The 18,668-nt window shown below is 70.6% G+C and carries 21 protein-coding genes; 6 read left to right on the forward strand and 15 right to left on the reverse strand.

Annotation, left to right across the window (positions count from 1 at the left end; all coding sequences use genetic code 11):
- Nucleotides 1–39 precede the first annotated feature (39 nt).
- Nucleotides 40–1,329, forward strand: a complete 1,290-nt coding sequence (locus ABIE44_RS14375; protein ID WP_209716226.1) for a thymidine phosphorylase — start codon at nt 40–42, stop codon at nt 1,327–1,329.
- Between the two features lie 288 nt (nt 1,330–1,617).
- On the opposite strand, the gene ABIE44_RS14380 is transcribed toward ABIE44_RS14375, so the two are convergent.
- Nucleotides 1,618–2,070 carry a MaoC family dehydratase gene (locus ABIE44_RS14380; RefSeq protein ID WP_209716224.1) on the reverse strand — a complete coding sequence of 151 codons (453 nt, stop codon included), beginning with the start codon at nt 2,068–2,070 and terminating at the stop codon, nt 1,618–1,620.
- 37 nt (nt 2,071–2,107) lie between these two features.
- Here ABIE44_RS14380 and ABIE44_RS14385 point away from each other — a divergent pair, with 37 nt between their 5' ends.
- Entirely contained in the window at nt 2,108–3,175 is a 1,068-nt protein-coding gene (locus ABIE44_RS14385) for an adenosine deaminase (RefSeq protein ID WP_209716221.1), read from the forward strand.
- Nucleotides 3,176–3,561: 386 nt separating this feature from the next.
- Here the strand turns inward: ABIE44_RS14385 and ABIE44_RS14390 are convergent, their stop codons facing one another.
- The 3 genes from ABIE44_RS14390 to ABIE44_RS14400 form a co-directional block, all read right to left on the reverse strand.
- Nucleotides 3,562–4,446: an oxygenase MpaB family protein gene (locus tag ABIE44_RS14390; protein WP_354438088.1), complete on the reverse strand. Its 885-nt coding sequence runs from the start codon at nt 4,444–4,446 to the stop codon at nt 3,562–3,564.
- Entirely contained in the window at nt 4,443–5,048 is a 606-nt protein-coding gene (locus ABIE44_RS14395) for a TetR/AcrR family transcriptional regulator (protein ID WP_209716216.1), read from the reverse strand. Before ABIE44_RS14395 ends, ABIE44_RS14390 begins: the two co-directional genes overlap by 4 nt.
- A gap of 63 nt (nt 5,049–5,111) precedes the next feature.
- On the reverse strand, nt 5,112–5,726 hold the full coding sequence (locus ABIE44_RS14400) for a uridine kinase family protein (RefSeq protein WP_209716212.1): 615 nt from the start codon (nt 5,724–5,726) through the stop codon (nt 5,112–5,114).
- A 59-nt stretch (nt 5,727–5,785) separates the two neighbouring features.
- On the opposite strand from ABIE44_RS14400, the gene ABIE44_RS14405 reads away from it, so the two are divergent.
- Nucleotides 5,786–7,360, forward strand: a complete 1,575-nt coding sequence (locus tag ABIE44_RS14405; RefSeq protein ID WP_209716208.1) for a helix-turn-helix transcriptional regulator — start codon at nt 5,786–5,788, stop codon at nt 7,358–7,360.
- A gap of 37 nt (nt 7,361–7,397) precedes the next feature.
- Here the strand turns inward: ABIE44_RS14405 and ABIE44_RS14410 are convergent, their stop codons facing one another.
- From ABIE44_RS14410 to deoC, 4 genes are read right to left on the reverse strand one after another with little or no spacing between them, the layout of a single operon-like run.
- The gene (locus ABIE44_RS14410; protein ID WP_209716206.1) at nt 7,398–7,868 is read right to left on the reverse strand and encodes an anthrone oxygenase family protein; all 471 of its coding nucleotides are present in this window, start codon (nt 7,866–7,868) and stop codon (nt 7,398–7,400) included.
- Nucleotides 7,865–8,725 carry an aldehyde dehydrogenase family protein gene (locus tag ABIE44_RS14415; protein ID WP_209716203.1) on the reverse strand — a complete coding sequence of 287 codons (861 nt, stop codon included), beginning with the start codon at nt 8,723–8,725 and terminating at the stop codon, nt 7,865–7,867. Before ABIE44_RS14415 ends, ABIE44_RS14410 begins: the two co-directional genes overlap by 4 nt.
- Nucleotides 8,722–10,182, reverse strand: a complete 1,461-nt coding sequence (locus tag ABIE44_RS14420; protein WP_209716200.1) for an aldehyde dehydrogenase family protein — start codon at nt 10,180–10,182, stop codon at nt 8,722–8,724. Before ABIE44_RS14420 ends, ABIE44_RS14415 begins: the two co-directional genes overlap by 4 nt.
- Nucleotides 10,183–10,187: 5 nt before the next feature.
- On the reverse strand, nt 10,188–11,162 hold the full coding sequence (deoC, locus tag ABIE44_RS14425; RefSeq protein ID WP_209716197.1) for a deoxyribose-phosphate aldolase: 975 nt from the start codon (nt 11,160–11,162) through the stop codon (nt 10,188–10,190).
- Nucleotides 11,163–11,233: 71 nt separating this feature from the next.
- Between deoC and ABIE44_RS14430 the strand changes: the two genes are divergently transcribed.
- Nucleotides 11,234–11,872, forward strand: a complete 639-nt coding sequence (locus ABIE44_RS14430; protein WP_209716193.1) for a hypothetical protein — start codon at nt 11,234–11,236, stop codon at nt 11,870–11,872.
- Here ABIE44_RS14430 and ABIE44_RS14435 read toward each other — a convergent pair.
- Both ABIE44_RS14435 and ABIE44_RS14440 read right to left on the reverse strand, forming a co-directional pair.
- The gene (locus ABIE44_RS14435; RefSeq protein WP_209716189.1) at nt 11,869–12,501 is read right to left on the reverse strand and encodes a class I SAM-dependent methyltransferase; all 633 of its coding nucleotides are present in this window, start codon (nt 12,499–12,501) and stop codon (nt 11,869–11,871) included. The two genes, ABIE44_RS14430 and ABIE44_RS14435, sit on opposite strands and share 4 nt — an antisense overlap.
- Before the next feature lie 4 nt (nt 12,502–12,505).
- On the reverse strand, nt 12,506–14,161 hold the full coding sequence (locus ABIE44_RS14440; protein ID WP_209716186.1) for a phospho-sugar mutase: 1,656 nt from the start codon (nt 14,159–14,161) through the stop codon (nt 12,506–12,508).
- Between the two features lie 109 nt (nt 14,162–14,270).
- On the opposite strand from ABIE44_RS14440, the gene ABIE44_RS14445 reads away from it, so the two are divergent.
- The gene (locus tag ABIE44_RS14445) at nt 14,271–14,717 is read left to right on the forward strand and encodes an SRPBCC family protein (RefSeq protein ID WP_354438089.1); all 447 of its coding nucleotides are present in this window, start codon (nt 14,271–14,273) and stop codon (nt 14,715–14,717) included.
- Here the strand turns inward: ABIE44_RS14445 and tpx are convergent.
- The 5 genes from tpx to ABIE44_RS14470 form a co-directional block, all read right to left on the reverse strand.
- The gene (gene tpx, locus ABIE44_RS14450; protein ID WP_209716183.1) at nt 14,698–15,192 is read right to left on the reverse strand and encodes a thiol peroxidase; all 495 of its coding nucleotides are present in this window, start codon (nt 15,190–15,192) and stop codon (nt 14,698–14,700) included. The genes ABIE44_RS14445 and tpx overlap by 20 nt on opposite strands.
- 29 nt (nt 15,193–15,221) lie before the next feature.
- Entirely contained in the window at nt 15,222–15,692 is a 471-nt protein-coding gene (locus ABIE44_RS14455) for a hypothetical protein (protein WP_209716179.1), read from the reverse strand.
- 17 nt (nt 15,693–15,709) lie between these two features.
- Complete coding sequence (locus tag ABIE44_RS14460; RefSeq protein WP_209716164.1) at nt 15,710–16,516, reverse strand: crotonase/enoyl-CoA hydratase family protein; 807 nt, start codon at nt 16,514–16,516, stop codon at nt 15,710–15,712.
- A 161-nt stretch (nt 16,517–16,677) separates the two neighbouring features.
- Nucleotides 16,678–17,676, reverse strand: coding sequence for an aldo/keto reductase (locus tag ABIE44_RS14465; protein WP_209716161.1), 999 nt, complete (start codon nt 17,674–17,676; stop codon nt 16,678–16,680).
- Between the two features lie 33 nt (nt 17,677–17,709).
- Nucleotides 17,710–18,093, reverse strand: coding sequence for a MerR family transcriptional regulator (locus tag ABIE44_RS14470; RefSeq protein WP_209716158.1), 384 nt, complete (start codon nt 18,091–18,093; stop codon nt 17,710–17,712).
- Nucleotides 18,094–18,214: 121 nt separating this feature from the next.
- Here ABIE44_RS14470 and ABIE44_RS14475 point away from each other — a divergent pair, with 121 nt between their 5' ends.
- Complete coding sequence (locus tag ABIE44_RS14475; protein WP_209716155.1) at nt 18,215–18,655, forward strand: cyclic nucleotide-binding domain-containing protein; 441 nt, start codon at nt 18,215–18,217, stop codon at nt 18,653–18,655.
- Nucleotides 18,656–18,668 lie beyond the last annotated feature (13 nt).

The following is an 18,668-nucleotide window of genomic DNA, read 5'->3' on the forward strand; positions in this document are numbered from 1 at the left end:
CCGGTGTTTGAGCTGGTCGAAACCTAGTGAGGATTGAGCATGTCCGCAGCACACGACGCCATCGAGGTGATCATCGCCAAGCGCGAGGGTCACGAGCTGACCGACTCCCAGATCGACTGGGTGATCGACGCGTACACCCACGGCGTCGTCCGCGACGAGCAGATGTCGGCGCTGGCGATGGCGATCCTGCTCAACGGGATGAACCTGCGCGAGATCTCCCGCTGGACAGCCGCGATGATCGCCTCGGGGGAGCGGATGGACTTCTCCGGCCTCTCCCGCCCCACCTCGGACAAGCACTCGACCGGTGGGGTCGGCGACAAGATCACCCTGCCGCTGGCACCCCTGGTCGCCGCGTGCGGCGTCGCGGTCCCGCAGCTGTCGGGTCGCGGCCTCGGTCACACCGGCGGCACGCTGGACAAGCTTGAGGCGATCCCCGGCTGGCGGGCGGCGCTCTCGAACGAGGAGATGTTCGCCCAGCTCGAGGACGTCGGCGCGGTGATCTGTGCGGCCGGCACCGGCCTGGCGCCGGCCGACAAGAAGCTCTACGCCCTGCGCGACGTCACCGGCACGGTGGAGGCCATCCCGCTGATCGCGTCCTCGATCATGAGCAAGAAGATCGCGGAGGGCACCGGTTCGTTGGTGCTCGACGTCAAGGTCGGCACCGGGGCGTTCATGAAGGACCTCGACCGGGCCACCGAGCTGGCCCGCACGATGGTCGGCCTGGGCAAGGACGCCGGCGTGCACACGGTCGCACTCCTCACCGACATGTCGACGCCGCTCGGTCTCACCGCCGGCAACGCGCTCGAGGTCCGCGAGTCCGTCGAGGTGCTCGCCGGGGGCGGGCCAGCCGACGTCGTCGAGCTGACCGTCGCGCTGGCCCGGGAGATGCTCGCTGGCGCCGGGCGCGAGGACGTGGACCCGGCCGACGTGCTCGCCTCGGGTGGTGCGATGGACGCCTGGAACGCGATGATCGCCGCCCAGGGCGGCGACCCGCACGCGGCGCTGCCGGTGGCCAAGGAGACGCACGTGGTACCGGCACCGACGACCGGGGTGCTGACCCGGCTGGACGCGATGGCGGTCGGACTGGCCGCGTGGCGGCTGGGTGCCGGACGCGCTGCGCTGGGCGACGACGTCCAGGCGGGTGCCGGCGTGGAGTGGCACGCGCGGCCCGGTGACGAGATCACCGCGGGTGCGCCGCTGCTGACCCTGCACACCGACGAGCCGGAGCGCTTCGAGCGGGCGCTGGCCTCGCTCGAAGGTGGCTACGACATCGCGCCGTCAGGGACGGCGTACGAGTCGACGCCGCTGATCCACGACCGGATCAGCTAGGACCGACAGCGCCTCGAGGACTCCCGTGCGGAGATTGCTTCGAAGTCCCTCTTGTCCTGGGCGCCGCCGCGACGTGATGAACCGTGCTCGTTCAGAACCGAGGGTGAGTTTCCATTTTGAGCTTTGCTGGTTCAGAACCTGCGGGTGACTCGTCTGTTGTGGACCAGCAAGGTTCAAAAGTCGCCTTGAGGGTCTGGTTCCGGACCTGAGAGGTTCAGAACCTTCGCATCAGCACCGGTCGAGCTGGTGCGTCGGTCGCCGTCGGGCGCGAGCACCTCATCGAATCGGCTACGACAGCAGCAGGACGACGCTCTCCGCGACGCACGCGGGCTTGTCGGCGTTCTCGATCTCCACGACGTACTTCATCGTCAGCTGGTAGCCGGCCGGGATCTCGGTGACCTCGCCGATCGACACGTGCGCGCGCACCCGCGAGCCCACCGGCACGGGGCTCGGGAAGCGGACCTTGTTCACGCCGTAGTTCAGCTTGGCGCCCGGCGTCTCGAGCGTCATCACCTGGTCGGTCAGACCGGGAACCAGGGACAGCGTGAGGTACCCGTGTGCGATCGTGCCCCCGAACGGACCCTCCTTGGCGCGCTCGACGTCGACGTGGATCCACTGGTGGTCACCGGTCGCCTCGGCGAAGGTGTCGACCCGCTCCTGGGTGATCTCCAGCCAGTCGGAGGTGCCGATCTCCTCGCCGGCTGCCTTGATGACCTCGTCGAAGGTGGTGAACGTGCGCATGAGGGACTCTTTCGGTGCGAAGTGCTTGGATGGCCGTATGGGAGAACTTACTAGGGAGACCGTCCGTCGAGCACCCAAGGTCTTGCTCCATGATCACCTCGACGGCGGCCTGCGACCGGCGACGATCGTCGAGCTCGCCGGTGAGATCGGCCACGAGCTGCCGGCCCCCGACGCCGCTTCCCTGGAGAAGTGGTTCGTCGACGCCGCCGACTCGGGATCGCTCGAGCGCTACCTGGAGACGTTCATCCACACCGTCGCGGTGATGCAGACCGCGGACAACCTCACCCGCGTCGCCCGGGAGTGCGTCGAGGACCTCGCCGCCGACGGTGTCGTGTACGCCGAGATCCGCTACGCCCCCGAGCAGCACCTCGACAACGGGCTGACGCTCGAGGAGGTGGTCAACGCCGTGCAGGCGGGCTTCGAGCAGGGAGAGGCGTCCACCGGGATCGTCGTCCGTCAGCTGCTGACGGCGATGCGGCACCAGGCCAACTCGCGGCAGATCGCCGAGCTGGCGGTCGCGCACCGGGACAACGGGGTCGTCGGCTTCGACATCGCGGGCGCCGAGGCGGGCTACCCGCCGACCCGGCACCTCGACGCGTTCGAGTACCTGCAGCGCGAGAACGCGCACTTCACGATCCACGCCGGCGAGGGCTTCGGCCTGCCGTCGATCTGGGAGGCGATCCAGTGGTGCGGTGCCGACCGGCTCGGCCACGGCGTGCGGATCGTCGACGACATCACCCTGGACGCTGCGGGCAACGCCTCCCTGGGCCGGTTGGCGGCGTACGTCCGGGACAAGCGGATCCCGCTCGAGCTCTGCCCGCACTCCAACATCCAGACCGGCGCGGCCGCCTCGATCGCGGAGCACCCGATCGGGCTGCTCGCCAAGCTTCGCTTCCGGGTCACGGTGAACACCGACAACCGACTGATGAGCGGAACCTCGATGACCACCGAGATGGCTGCCCTGGTCGACGCCTTCGACTGGGGGCTCGACGACCTGCAGTGGGTGACCGTGAACGCGATGAAGTCGGCGTTCCTCGGGTTCGAGCAGCGGCTGAAGATCATCAACGAGGTCATCAAGCCCGGGTACGCGTCGCTCCGCGCCTGACGCCGAGAGGTCTGGGATGTCCCGCCGGCACACGCCGAGAGGTCTGGGATGTCCCGCCGGCACACGCCGAGAGGTCTGGGATGTCCCGCCGGCACACGCCGAGAGGTCTGGGATGTCCCGCCTCGGCGCGCCGAGAGGTCTGGGATGTCTCACCCCGGTGCGCCGACCGGGCTCAGATGTCACGCGTTGGTGCTCTGACCTGACTGCATGCGCGAACATCCGCGCCCTCTCGGCGTGGTTCGGCGGGACATCTGCGCCCGCTCGGCGCCCTAGGGTGGGACATGTGGGCCCGCTCGGCGCACCGGGGCGGGACATCTGGGCCCGGTCAGCGCTACATGGGGCGGAGGTCGATCACCTTCCGCAGCCGCGCGGTGTTGCGGGTGTGGTCACGCTCCAACCGGCGGGCCTCGTAGGCGATCGGGAGGTAGCGCAGCCGCTCGGGCAGCAGCGGCACCACCCGGGCGACGACCTTCCCGAGCAGGCGGAGCTGGCGCTCCTGACTCGTGGTCCAGGGTGAGGCCGAGCTTGTCGCGCGCCACCTGCGGCACGGTGCCGACGGTCGCGAGGTACTGCACGTAACCGAGCGGGTTGGTGAGCAGCCGCCAGACGGGCTTGAGCAGCGCCGGCGTCCCCAGCGGCGGGCCGGGGTGCCGGATGCCGGCCAGGAAGTCCTGGGAGACCTGGTTGTTCTCCAGCTGCTCGGCGATCTTCTGCTCGAAGAACGGCACGAAGTCGGCGTACGTCGGTGGGATCTCCTTCTCCGCCACCTTGAAGCCGCGCATCAGCTGCTTCATCTCCTCGTACATCCCGTCGACGTCGAGGTCGGTTCCGTCGCCGAAGTACTTCGCGCCCTCGGTGTAGGCGTGCACTCCCGTCAGCAGCACCCAGGCCCACGGACCCGACGACAGCGCCGTGTGCCGGACGCCGTTCTCGTCGGTGACGTTGAGGGTCGCGTGCATCTCGCGGAGACGCTCGACCTCGACCAGCGACTCCTCGTCGCCGTAGACCCACATCATCACCGAGGCGAGGCTGCGCAGGCCGCGCCCGATCGGGTCGGTGCGGAAGGTCGAGTGCGCATCGACGACAGCGCCGATCGAGGGCTCCATCGTCTGCAGCAGGAACGCGCTGCCTGTGGTCAGCGAGAAGGTCACCAGTCCGGTGCTCTCCCACAGGATGCCGCCGGGCTCGGCGCAGCGCCGTACGTCGGGCGTCGCCTCCGCTGATCGAGCCTGGCGAGATCCGGCGCGCTGGTCGGGGAGGGTGCTGGTCATCGGTTGGTTCCTTCCGGTGCGAGGCGGATGAACGGGGCGAGGTGGTCGCGGACGAAGGCCCGGGCCTCGGCGTCGGTGAGGGGTTGCGTCGAGGGTGTGAGCACCTCGGATTGGGCCAGCCGTGCCAGGCAGTCGGCGACCGGCCGCACGTCGTACGCCGGCAGGTGCCCCTCGTCCTGGAGCCGGGTCAGGAAGGCCGCGAGGTAGCCGCGACCGATCTCCAGGATCGGGTCGGCGTCGACGGTGATCTTCGGGAGCACCGACTCCGGCTCGGTGGCCAGCACCCGCTGGAGGAGCTCGTTGGAGCGCAGGCGCGTCGAGACGGTCAGGTGCAGGACGGTGAGCTGGTCGAGCGGGGGAGCGGTGACGTCCACCGCGGCCTCGAGGTCGGCCAGGATCTCGGTCGCCTCGCGCAGGCCGACCGCGGCGACGATGTCGGACTTCTGGGCGTACCGGCGGTAGAGCGTGGCCGGGCTGATGCCCGCGCGACGGGCGATCTCGGCCATGTTCGTCCGGCGTACGCCGAAGTCGAGGAACGCCGAGAGCGCGCCGTCGAGGATCGGGTCGCTGGTGGCGACGGGTTGGTCGAGAAGTGAGGTCACGACGCCTCCTGAGAGAGAATACGAAAAGTCTCTCAGTCTCTCAGGAGCACGTCAAGGGTTCCCTCAGATCAGGCGGCTGAGCTCGGCGTACGCCGTGTCGCCGTCGACCACCCGGCAGCCCAACGACCGCGCGCGCTCGACGATCTTGCGCTGGGCGAGCGCCAGGTGCAGCCCGCGGCGGAGCAGGAAGAACGGGGGCTTGCGGTGCTCGCGCAGGTCGCGGGTGAAGCGCCGTACGAAGGTGATCGCGGGGTGCTGGGTCACGCAGACGGCGTCGGCGAGCACGCCCAGGCGGCGGCACTCGGTGACGATCTCCTGGGCGAAGATCCCCTCGGCGACCACCAGGTGCGAGCCGTCCAGCGACACCCGGTGCATCCCCGTACGCCGACTCGTCGCGATGTCGTACGTCGGCACCTCCGCGGCGCCCGCTGCGCAGAACGTGGCCAGCGCGCGCACCGCGTCGGCGGCGTTCCACGACTCGGGGGAGTCCCAGTCGACGACCGGGTCCCCGCCCGCGAGCTCGACCATCGGCAACGTCGGGTCGTCCCCGTCCTTGTAGAAGTCGTCCAGGTTGATGGTCGGCACCCCGAGGCGACGGGTCAGGCGCGACTTGCCTGAGCCGGAAGGACCGGCGACCACGACCACCCGAGCCTGGGTAGGTGGGGTGGTCGCGGGCATGTCCCCATTCTTTCGCGGACCGTCCGCGAGCACGTCGTCACCCCGCTAGGTTTCGAGGCATGGAGGCGGATCTGGGGGACATCGCGGCCCTCGCGCTGTCCCACGACCCGCTGGCCGCCCGCGCGGCGGCCGAGGCGCACCTGCGGGCCCACGGACCGTGCGCCGACGCCGAGGCGGTGCTCGCCTTCACCCAGGTGCTCACCTGCGAGTTCGACGCGGCCCTGGCCTGGTTGCCCGAGCCCGGGGACCCGATCACCCGGCAGGTGGCCGACTTCGTCTCGGCGGTCTGCCTGGCCCACCAGCCGACGTACGAGGACGAGGGCCCGGTCTCCTCCGCGTACCTGGGGCTCGGCGCCTTCGTCACCGTCGAGACCGCGATGTCCGCGGGTCAGATCACCCGGGCCGAACGGCTCGCGGTGGCCCAGGCCGGCGCGCTCGCCGACTTCGGTGACGGCACCTACTGGGCCTGGAACCAGGTCGCCCTGGCCCGGTCGCTGGCGTTCCAGGGCCGGGTGACCGAAGCGCGCGAGCAGATCGACCTCGTGCTCGCCGACGGGCGCAGCGACGCGTGGCCGGCGGTCGACCGCATCGCGCGCGGCGTACGCGCCTTCGTCGCCGCCCACGAGGGCGAGCCCGGTCGTGCTGCGGCGTTCGCCGACGGTCTGGCCGACGAGCTCCCCGAGCCCCGCACCTACCTGGAGTCGGCCGCGTTCGTGCTCGCCGCGTTCGCCAAGCAGGCCGAGGGTCGGGTGGAGGCGGTCGAGTCCCTGCTGCTGCACGGCGGCGGCGGTGCCTACCTCCCGCGCTACCAGATCGTCGACCGTACCTACGCCTACGAGATCCTGGTCGAGGCGACCATCGCCCGCGGCGATGCCGGTGGTGCGCGCGCCTGGGTGGAGCTCGCCGAGGCGTTGCCCGTCGACGCCCACGACATGGCCAGCGCCGCCCTCGCGCGCAGCCGTGCCCGGCTCGCCCTTGCCCTGGACGACCCCGAGACGGGCGCCCGGGAGTCGACGCTCTCGCAGCAGCGCGCCGCGCTCGTCGGGGGATCGCTCGAGGTGCTCCGGTCCCAGCTGCTCAACGCGGCGGCGTCCCGCGCCCAGGGCACCGGTCCCGTCGACGTCGAGGGCCTCGAGGAGGTGGCCCGGCTGGCGGCCGGCACCGGGGCCAGGGCCGTCCGCGAGTGGGCCGCTCGCGAGCTCGCCCTGCGCGGACGGCGGGTGCGCAACGTGCTCGGTCAGGGCTGGGACTCGCTGACCGACCGGCAGAAGCTCGTCGGGCTGCTGGCTGCCCAGGGCTTGCGCAACCGGGAGATCGGCGCCCGGCTGTTCGTCTCCGAGCGCACGGTCGAGGGGCACGTCGCCTCGGTGCTCGAAGCGCTCGGCGCCCCGTCGCGGGTCGGGATCGGGCAACACCTGCCCGCCTCGGAGCGCACCGGTCGTTCTGGGCACCTCGACCTGACCCCGCGGCAGCGGTCGGTGGCCGACCTGGTGGCCGAGGGTCGGTCGAACGCCGCGATCGCGGCCGTGCTCGGGATCAGCGAGAAGACCGTCGAGAAGCACGTGTCGGACCTGTTCGACCGGCTGAAGGTGCAGTCCCGCGCAGGCATCGCGGCTCTGGTGCGGGACGGCTGAGCAGGTCGTGTGCCTCAGCGCGTCGTCGGTGACGCGCTCAGGCACACAAGGCGATGCTCCGTGCCAGCGCGACGGTCGCGCCGGTGCTGAGCAGCACGCGTAACAGGTTCCAGCGGGCCCAGCGCGCCTCGTCGAAGGCGGTTCGTGCCACGGTCGGGTCCTCGCCGGCAGCGTCGGCCGCCTTCAGCGCGTCGTTGCGAGGGACGTTGACCGCCGCGGTCACGACGACCATCGTCACGTGCATCGTCAGGGCCGCCAGCACCCAGAGCCGTGCGTCGCCCTCGGTCAGCGCCGCAGCGACCGCAGTGGCGACCGGTGCCCCGAGGAAGCCGGTGACCAGGAAGACCGGGTTCACGATCGCGCGGTCGAGCCTCGCGAAGGCGTGCACGAACGCCGCGTCGTCGAACCGGCGCAGGGCAGGCATGACGGCGTGCGCGTAGAGCAGGAACGCGCCGGCCAGGATGCCGGACGTCACGGTGGCGACCACCAGGACGGCGAGCACCGTCACAGCCCCATCGGGTGCCAGACGGTCTTCGTCTCCAGGAACTTGGTCATCCGGTCGAGCGGGGGCGTCTCGAGCAGGTCCTCCAGGCCAGGACGGCGGACCCGCTTGAGGTTCTCGGCGGCCGACGCCTCCAGGTCGCGGGCCAGCGCGGCGTCGGTGACGCCGGTGAGGTCGAGCCCGTTGACGTCGAGGTGCGAGGCCAGCCACGGGGCGATCTCGGCGGCCGAGCCGGTGAGCACGTTGACGACGCCGCCGGGCAGGTCGCTGGTGGCCATCACCTCGGCGAGCGTGATCGCGGTCAGCGGGTGCGGCTCGCTGGCGATCACCACGCAGGTGTTGCCCGTGGTGATCACCGGCGCGACCACGCTGACCAGCCCGAGCAGCGGGCCCGCGGGCGCGACGACGGCGATCACCCCGGACGGCTCGGGGGTCGAGTGGTTGAAGTACGGGCCGGCCACCGGGTTGGCGCCGCCGGTGACCTGGGCGATCTTGTCGGCCCAGCCGGCGTACCAGACCAGCCGGTCGACGGCCGCGTCGACGTACGTGCGCGCCTTCGATGCCGTGATGCCCTCCGCGGCACGCAGCTCGGCCTCGAACTGGTCGCGGCGGCTCTCGAGCACCTCGGCGATCCGGTAGATCACCTGACCGCGGTTGTACGCCGTCCTGCCGGACCAGCCGGCGAACGCGGTCCGCGCGGCCCGGACGGCGTCGCGAGCGTCCTTGCGGGACGCCTGCGCGGCGTTCGCGAGGAACTTGCCCTTCGCGTCGTTGACGACGAAGGTGCGCCCCGACTCCGAGCGCGGGAAGTCGCCGCCGATGTAGAGCTTGTAGGTCTTCTTCACGTCGAGTCGCGTGCTCATCTCAGGTAGGCCTCCAGCCCGTGACGGCCACCCTCGCGGCCGTAGCCCGACTCCTTGTAGCCGCCGAACGGCGAGGCCGGGTCGAAGCGGTTGAACGTGTTGGACCAGACGACACCGGCACGCAGCTGCGACGCGGTCCAGAGGATCAGCGACCCCTTGTCGGTCCAGATGCCTGCCGACAGGCCGAACGGGGTGTTGTTCGCCTTCTCGACGGCCTCCTTCGGCGTGCGGAAGGTGATCACCGACAGGACCGGCCCGAAGATCTCCTCGCGCGCGATCCGGTGCGCCTGGCTGACGCCGGTGAAGATGGTCGGCGGGAACCAGAAGCCGGTGCTCGGCAGGTCGCACTTCGGGGACCAGCGCTCGGCGCCCTCGGCCTCGCCGATCTCCGAGAGCTCGCGGATCTTGGCCAGCTGCTCGGCGGAGTTGATCGCCCCGATGTCGGTGTTCTTGTCCAGCGGGTCACCCACGCGCAGCGTCTTCATCCGCCGCTTGAGCTTGGCCAGCACCTCCTCGGCGATCGATTCCTGGACCAGCAGCCGCGATCCCGCGCAGCAGACGTGGCCCTGGTTGAAGAAGATGCCGTTGACGATGCCCTCGACGGCCTGGTCGACAGGCGCGTCGTCGTACACGATGTTGGCGGCCTTGCCGCCGAGCTCGAGGGTTATCCGCTTGTCCGAGCCGGCCACGGCCTTCGCGATGGCCCGGCCGACGTCGGTGGAGCCGGTGAACGCGACCTTGTTGACGTCGGGGTGCGACACGATGGCCCGACCGGTCTCGCCGGCGCCGGTGACGATGTTGACGACACCGGGCGGCAGGTCGGCCTGTTGGCAGACCTCGGCGAACAGCATCGCGGTCAGCGGGGTGGTCTCGGCCGGCTTGAGCACGACGGTGTTGCCGCAGGCCAGCGCAGGGGCGATCTTCCACGCCAGCATCAGCAGCGGGAAGTTCCACGGGATGACCTGGCCGGCGACGCCGAGCGGCTTCGGGCCTTCAGGTCCTGCGCCGTAGCCAGAGAACTCGAGCTTGTCTGCCCAGCCGGCGTAGTAGAAGAAGTGCGCGGCCACCGTCGGGACGTCGACGTCGCGGGTCTCCTTGATCGGCTTGCCGTTGTCGATCGACTCCAGCACGGCGAACTCGCGAGCCCGCTCCTGGATGATCCGGGCGATCCGGAACAGGTACTTGCCGCGCTCGGCGCCGGACATCCGCGACCACACCCGGGTGTAGGCGCGCCGCGCCGCCTTGACGGCCTTGTCCACGTCGGCGTCGTCAGCCTCGGCCACCTCGGCGAGCACCTCCTCGGTGCTCGGGCTGATCGTCTTGAAGGACTTTCCGTGCCCGTCGACGAACTCGCCGTCGACGAACAAGCCGTACGACGGCTTGATGTCGACGATCGCGCGCGACTCGGGGGCCGGGGCGTACTCGAAGCGTCCGGTGGTTGAGCTTGTCGAAACCATGGCTATCAGTCCAACGTCACGTAGTCGGGACCGGAGTAGGCGCCGGTCTTCATCTTCTTGCGCTGCATCAGCAGGTCGTTGAGCAGCGTCGAGGCACCGAACCGGAACCAGTCCGGGTCGAGCCAGTCGTCCCCGGCGACCTCGTTGACCATCACCAGGTACTTGATGGCGTCCTTGCTGTGCCGGATCCCGCCCGCCGGTTTGTAACCGACCATCTGGCCGGTGGCCTCGCGGAAGTCCCGGACCGCCTCGAGCATCACCAGCGAGACCGGCAGCGTCGCGGCAGGCTGCACCTTGCCGGTGGAGGTCTTGATGAAGTGGCCGCCCGCCATCATGGCCAACCAGGACGCCCGGCGGACGTTGTCGTAGGTCTGCAGCTCGCCGGTCTCGAGGATGACCTTGAGGTGGGCGCTGCCGCAGGCCTCCTTGACCGCGACGATCTCCTCGTAGACCTCCATGTAGCGGCCGGAGAGGAACGCACCCCGGTCGATCACCATGTCGATCTCGTCCGCACCGGCCTCGACGGCGTCCGCGGTGTCCGCGAGCTTGATGTCGCGGGCGGCCCGCCCGCTGGGGAACGCCGTCGCGACCGCTGCGACCTTCACCCCGGACCCCTTCAAGGTCTTCTTCGCGGTGCCGACCATGTCCGGGTACACGCACACCGCGGCCGTCGACGGGCAACTCGGGTCGGTCGGGTCCGGGCGCATCGCCTTGGTGGCGAGCGCGCGTACCTTGCCGGGGGTGTCGTTGCCCTCGAGCGTGGTGAGGTCGACCATCCGGATCGCGAGGTCGATCGCGAATTCCTTGGCCGAGGTCTTGATGGAGCGGGTCCCGAGGCCGGCCGCCCGCTGCTCGGCTCCGACCTGGTCGACACCAGGGAGTCCGTGCAGGAACCGGCGGAGCGCGGCCTCCGAGGCGGTCGCCTCGCCGAGTGCTGCTCCGACCGGTGTTGAGGGCGCCGTTGCCTTCACCGTGGTCATCCCAGCAGTCTAGGAGCGAACTCAGGCCCCGGCTAATCCCTCGGCCGGGACCCCCTGTCTAGGCTGAGGCCGTGGCAGCGAGGATCAGGACCGGGAGCGGCGAGCAGCGGTACGGACCCACCGCGGGGACCGTGACCGGCTGGCTCGGTCTGGTCGTCTGCGTGGCCCTCGCCGCCGTGTTCGCCGTCGTCGACGTGGGTGCCGCCCGCCCGCCGTGGATCTGCGGATTCGTCGGTGGGGCGGTGGTGATCTGGGCGACCATGCTGCGCCCGGTGATCGTCGTCCGGGCCCCGGACCAGGTCGAGCTGCGCAACCCGCTGTCGTCGTGGCTGATCCCGCTCGCCTCCGTCGAGGTGGTCCAGGTGCGGGCCGTGACCCGGGTCGTCGCCTCCGGCACGCCGTACGACGCGGTGGCGGTGGGACGGCGGATCCGCAAGATGGTCCGGAACGGTCCCGAGCGGGTCAAGCTCGGTGACTTCGGCCCGAACACCGGCGTCGCGGTGCCGGTGGACCCGCCGACCGCGCGGTTCGACGTGTCCACGCCCGAGGCGCTCGCCGACCTGATGACCGAGCAGATCCTGGCCGCGGCCGAGGACGCCCGGCGTACAGGAAAGCCTGCGGGGCCGGCGGTCCGGTCCTGGGCCGTGCTCGAGATCGCGCTGCTCGGCGTCGCGGCGGTCGCGTTCGTCGTCTCGCTGTTCGTGACCTAGAAGGTCGCGCGACCGATCGTCAGCCAGCCGAACGGGCGGGAGAACTTGGGCCCCGGCGCGTAGCGCTCCTCGAGGTCGACGAGGGTGAACCCCGCGTCGCGCACCAGTGCCGGGATGTCGCGCACCAGGTGACAGCCGCCGGCGATCTTCCCCCAGCGCGGCTGCAGCTTGTGCTGCCGCGCTGCCACCTCGGCATCGGGGGACAGGGAGTGCTCGACGAAGTGCAGCGCGCCGCCCGGGCGGAGGACCCGTTGGAACTCGGCCAGGGCCGTCTCCAGCTCGGGGATCGTGCACATCGTGTACGCCGAGACGACCGCGTCGACGCTGGCGTCGGCGAGCACCAGCTCGGCACCGTCCAGGCCGATCCGGTCGACCGGGCGCCCGAAGGCCTCCACGCCCTTGCGTGCCCGCCTCCAGGCGAGCTCGGAGGGCTCGACGACGGACAGGTGCCGGACCGCAGCCGGGTAGTGCCGCAGGTTGGTCCCGGACCCGAAGCCGACCTCGAGGACGTCGCCGGCCAGGGGCGCGCAGATCTGCTCGCGCCAGCGGCCCGTCGCCCGGTCCGAGCAGGTCACGTCGATCACGCGGGGGAGCAGGTGCTCCTCCCAGATCTCGCCCAGCCGTCCCATCAGGTCACAACCCCGCCGCTGCCTGCACGTCGGCGCGGATCGCGTCGAGGCGACCGGCCGCGGCGATCCGGGCCGCGTCCACTCCCTCCGCCTCACCCTCCTCGACCGGTACGACGACCTCGAGGTAGCACTTGACCTTCGGCTCGGTGCCCGAGGGCCGCACGATCACCCGCGCGCGATCGGCCAGCACGAACCGCAGACCGTCGGTCGGGGGGAGGTCGGCCGAGCCGAGCGCGAGGTCGTCGAGTCGCTCGACCGCGAGGCCGCCGATGGTCGCGGGCGGTTCGTTGCGCAGCCGCGCCATCGTCGCCGGGATCTGCTCGAGGTCGGTGAACCGGACGCTGAGCTGGTCGGTGGCGTGCAGCCCGTGCTCGCGGGCGATGTCGTCGAGGATGTCGAGCAGCGTGCGCCCCTCGGCCTTCGCCGCGGCCGCCAGCTCGCAGACCAGCAGCAGCGCCGAGACGCCGTCCTTGTCGCGCACCTGCTCGGGGTCGACGCAGTAGCCGAGCGCCTCCTCGTACCCGAACGCCAGCCCTGGGATCCGGCCGATCCACTTGAAGCCGGTCAGCGTCTCGACGTGCTCCTGGCCGGCAGCCGTCGCCATCGCGCCGAGCAGGCTGGAGGACACGATCGACTGGGCGTACACGCCGCGCTTGCCCTTGGTCAGCAGGTGGTGGGCGAGCAGGGCACCGACCTCGTCGCCGCGCAGCATCCGCCACCCGGATCTCGACGCGGTTCGGTCACCGGTGGGTACGGCCACGGCACAGCGGTCGGCGTCCGGGTCGTTGGCGATCACGACGTCCGCCCCGACCTCGGCGGCGAGCTCCATCGCCAGGTCCATCGCCCCGGGTTCCTCGGGGTTCGGGAAGCTCACGGTCGGGAAGTCCGGGTCGGGCTCGGCCTGCAGCGTGACGACGTGCGGCGCGGCGAAGCCGGCGGCCTGCAGCACGTCGACGGCGGTGTGACCACCGACCCCGTGCATCGGGGTGTAGACGACGGACAGGTCGCGCGGGCCGGGACCGACCAGGCTGGTCACCCGGTGCTCGTACTGCTCGACGATCTCCTCGTCCAGGGTCACTGCAGTGGTGCCGCGCGGAATGTCCGCAAGCGCACCGACCTCAGCGATCCGGGCGGCGATCTCGGCGTCCGCCGGCGGCACGATCTGGCTGCCGTCGCCGAGGTACACCTTGTAGCCGTTGTCCTGCGGCGGGTTGTGGCTGGCGGTGACCATGACGCCGGCCACGCAGCCGAGCGCGCGGATCGCGTACGCCAGCAGGGGCGTGGGCAGCGGCCGGGGGAGGAGCAGCGCACGCAGGCCCGCGCCGGTGACGACCTCGGCGGTGTCGCGGGCGAACACGTCGGAGTTGTGCCGGGCGTCGTACCCGATGACGACGGAGTCGTTGCTGCCCGCGCCCTGGTCCTTGAGGTAGGCGACGAGGCCGGCAGCGGCGCGCAGCACGACGACCCGGTTCATCCGGTTCGGTCCCGCGCCGAGCGCGCCGCGCAGGCCGGCGGTGCCGAACTCCAAGGTGCCCCGGAACGGGTCGGCCAGAGCATCGAGATCCTCGGCCCCGATCAGCGCCTCGAGCTCGACGCGGGTCTGCGGGTCCGGGTCCTCGGCGGCCCAGGCCCGAGCCCGGGTCAGCAGGTCGTCACTCATACCCGCGACCCTAGCCCGCCCTCGATCGCGATAGTCCCCACCTGAGAGCACCGGTTTGCGCGGTCGGACTGGTGCACCGGCGTGGGGACTACCTGACTAGCCTCGACCCGTGAGCGCTGCCGAGTACGCCTTCGACCACGTCACCGAGGTGGCAGCGGAGGTCGACCGGGTCCGCGCGGTGCTGGTCGACCTCGAGCACTACGTGGACTGGTGGCCGCAGGTCCGCGCGGTCGCAAGCCTTGGCCCCGACGACGCGCTCGTGGTCTGCCGCTCCCGGCTGCCGTACGACCTCGAGCTCATCCTGCACGCGGTCAGCCGGGAGGGCGACGTGCTCCGGGTCGACATCGACGGTCCGATCGCCGGCTACGCGCAGTGGACCCTCGCCCGGACGCACAACGGCACCCGGCTCGAGTTCGAGCAACGGGTGCGCGCTGTGGGTCGGATGTTCGTGGCGGCGTCGTACGTCGCCAGGCCGGTGCTGGCCTGGAACCACCACCAGATGATGCGCGGGGCCGAATCAGGCCTCGCCGACTACGTCAGGAGAGCGCCGCGATAGCTGCGTCGTAGTCCGGCTCCTGGCCGACGGCCGGGACCAGCTCGCTGTGCAGCACGGTGCCGTCGGCGTCCACGACGACGACCCCACGGCCGTACAGACCCTGGAACTTGGAGTCGGTCAGCGTGATGCCGTAGTCCTCGCCGAAGGAGGAGCGGAAGCCGGAGGCGACCTTCACGTTGTCCAGGCCCTCCGCGGCACAGAACTGCTGCAGTGCGAACGGGAGGTCCTTCGAGACGTTGAGGACGGTGGTGCCCTCCAGGCTCGAGGCCAGCTCGTTGAACTTCCGGACGCTGGCCTGGCAGACGCCGGTGCCGATGCTCGGGAAGATGGAGATGACCGTCTTGCCGGTCAGGTCTGCGGAGCTGAGCTCGGAGAGGTCGTCCGCCACGAGGGTGAACGAGGGAGCCTTCGAGCCCTTCGCGGGGAGGTCGCCGACAGTGTTTGCGGTGGAGTCACCGAAGCCAATGGTTGCCATGGCTCATTTGTACACCGTCACTGTGTACTTCACTCGACGAGGTCGTCGCCGCCTACGGAGGTCGCGTAGTTGACGGACGGCTCCTTATCGCAGTCCTTGCCGTTCGGGTAGTACCCGTCGAACTCGAACTGCTCGGTGTGCCGCAGCACGGTGCGGCCCTTCTTGGTCACGCCGATGATCGTCAAGCCGCTGGCGGTGTCGGCCTTCCAGTGCCGGCCGAACAGGCTGACGTCGACCGAGTACGTGTCCTCGACGAGGAAGACGCCCTTGCTGACGTACCCGTTCGCCTCGGTCGACTTGCTGGCGAAGTTCACTGCCTCGCACCGCTCGCCCTGGCAGAGCTCGACCCGGAAGTTCTTGCTGAGCTTCTGGATCGCCGGCGGTACCTGGATCCGGATCTGGCTGACACCACCCTTGTCCGTGCAGTCGAGGCCGTCGGCGCACGCGGTCGTCGCGGACAGGACCAGGACGACGAGTGCGGCCAAGGAACGGAACTTCACGGCACCATCCTGCCGAATCAGCGGAAGAACCGCGGACCGAAGGTTGCCGGCACCTTCTTGAACGCCGCCGTCCGCGCCGCCTTCGTGTTCGCGACGGTGAGGAGCACCAGCTGCTCGGCACGCTCGCGCGCGAACGTCGCGCGCGGCGAGGAGGTCCAGGTCTGGTTGAAGAGTCGCTTCGCCGCCGCGACCGAGTCCGGCGAGCGCTCGGCGATCTGGCGAGCCAGGTCCAGGGCGGCGACCACGGGGTCGGCAGCGAGCTCGGTGACCAGGCCGAGCTCGGCGGCCTCCTTGCCGCTGAACATCTGCCCGGTCATCGTCAGCTTCTTGGCGGTGTCGATCCCGATCAGCTCGGCGAGGCTGCGGATGCCGCTCATGTCGGGGATCAGACCCCAGCGGGCCTCGAGGACCGACCACTCCGAGTCCGGCGTGGCGATCCGGAAGTCGGCCGCTGTCGCGAGCTGGAGACCGCCGCCGAAGCAGTGGCCGTCGACGGCCGCGATGACGGGCACCGGCAGTCGGCGCCACGCCCAGCACGCTTCCTGGAAGGTGTTGGTCCCGCGCCAGGGCACCGGCACGAACGCCTTCACGATCCCGGCCGGCGTCTTCATCGCGGACGCGAAGTCCAGACCGGCGCAGAACGAGCTGCCCTCGCCGCTGATCACGACGGCGCGCAAGGTCTTGTCGCGACGCAGCTCCCGCGCGGTGGCGACGAGCTCGTCGAGGGTCGCCAAGGTCAGGGCGTTCAGCTTGTCCGCCCGGGTCAGCCGGACGTGGGCGATGCCGTCGGTGACCTCGTGCTGGACGTACTTCCGGGTGCTCATGGCTCCTATGTTACCCGCTGGTAGGGGTGCTGTCCCCGCCTGGACGGCCAACCGGGACCCGGCGGCGCCAACCACCCTTCCGCTCGTTCCTCGCTCCAGGGGGCCAGACCCATCCACGGCGCCGCCGTGTCCCGGCCGGCCGCCCTGCAGCGCACGTCACGTCAGCGGTCGATGCTCGACATGTCGCCGTACCGGTCTCCCTGGACGGCGTCGCGGGGGACCGCCGTCTCGAGGCGGGCCACGTCGTCGGAGGTCAGGGTGACCGCGGCGGCGCCGACGTTCTCCTCGAGGTACTTCACCCGCTTGGTGCCGGGGATCGGAACGATGTCAGGGCCCTGCGCGAGCACCCACGCCAGCGCGAGCTGACCGGGGGTGCAGCCCTTGTCGGCGGCGATCTTCCCGATCTCGTCGACCAGCTTGAGGTTCGCCTGCAGCGCGTCGCCGTTCAGGCGGGGGAAGTACGCCGAGCGCCGGCTGTCGTTCTCCTCCAGTGTGGCCTCGTTGGTGATCGCGCCGGTGAGGATGCCGCGGCCGAGCGGGGAGTACGGCACGAGGCCGATGCCGAGCTCGCGCAGGACCGGGAGGATCTCGTCCTCCAGGTCGCGGGTGAACAGCGAGTACTCGGTCTGCAGAGCAGTGATCGGGTGTACGCCGTGCGCCTTGCGGATGTTCGCGGCCGAGGCCTCGGAAAGGCCGAGGAAGCGGACCTTGCCGGCCTCGACGAGCTCGGCCATCGCCCCGACGGTCTCCTCGATCGGCACGGACTGGTCGACGCGGTGCTGGTAGTAGAGGTCGATGTGGTCGACGCCGAGGCGCTGCAGCGACGCGTCGCAGGCTGCCCGCACGTACTCCGGGCTGCCGTTGATGCCCACGCGGGTGCCGTCGGGCAGCCGCTCGTTGCCGAACTTGGTGGCGAGCTGGACTTCGTCGCGCCGTGAGGCGATCGCCTTGCCCACCAGCTTCTCGTTGGTGAAGGGCCCGTACATGTCCGCGGTGTCGAGGAAGGTGACGCCGAGGTCGAGGGCGCGACCGATGGTCGCGAGGCCGGCCGCCTCGTCGGCACTGCCGTAGAACTCCGACATTCCCATGCAGCCGAGGCCGAGGGCGGAGACGGTCAGAGGGGCGGTGGTCCCGAGGGTGCGTGTCTGGATCTGAGTCATGCCACCAGCCAACTCCTTCGAGCGCACTCGAAGTCAAGCCCCTCTGGGAACCTGCGCGAGCTTCCCCTCGTAGATGCCGATCTTGTGGTCGATGGCGCGCAGGTTGGCGGTCACCTCGGCGAGCTGGGCCTCGACCCGTCCGCGGTGCGCCATCAGCAGCTCGAGTCGTTCGAGCTCGTTGCCGTCACCGTCGCGCACCAGGGCGGCGTACCGGCGTACGTCGCGGATCGGCATGCCCGTGGAGCGGAGCCGGGTGATCAGCGTGATCCAGGTGAGGTCGCGCTCGGAGTAGCGCCGGTGCCCGGATGCGGACCGGTCGGGGGCGGCCAGCATCAGGCCGTCGCGCTCGTAGTACCGCAGGGTGTGCGCGGTCAGGCCGGTCTGCTCGGCCGCCTCGGCGATGGTCAGGGAGGTCACCGCCTCAGTGTCGCCCTTCGAGTGCACTCCAAGTCAAACAGGAAATGCTCGCTGGCACGTATCACCGGGTACTGAGCCGACTCATCCCCGGCAAGACCCCTCCCAGACGAAGGACCCCACCATGCGCAACCGTTCCCTGATCAGCACCGGCCCGGCACCTCGCGGAGACGTCACCGCGGAGATGCGTCTGCTCGGCGCCGTGCCCTCGTTCACCGATGCGCCCGCGTCCCTGCTGCGCACCTTGGTCGAGGTCGGTCACGTGGTGAAGGTCCGCCCCGGCTGGGCGATCCTCGCCGAGCAGACGACGCCCGACAAGGCCTACGTGCTGCTCGACGGTGAGGTCGACGTCCGCAGGGGAGGCGTCGACCTCGAGCCGTGCCACCGGGGCGAGATCCTCGGCGAGCTCGGCATCGTGCGCCGGCGCCTGCGCTCGGCCACCGTCGTCACCAGCCGCCGCAGCACGCTCCTGCACCTCGAGCGCAGCGCGTTCGAGGCGGTCTTCGCGGAGGACTCCTACTTCCGCGACCTGGTCGGCGAAGCAGTCGTGCGCAAGTCGGCCTGAGCGTCTGTGCCCG

The organism is Marmoricola sp. OAE513, assembly GCF_040546585.1.
In the GTDB taxonomy this organism is placed as follows: domain Bacteria; phylum Actinomycetota; class Actinomycetes; order Propionibacteriales; family Nocardioidaceae; genus Marmoricola.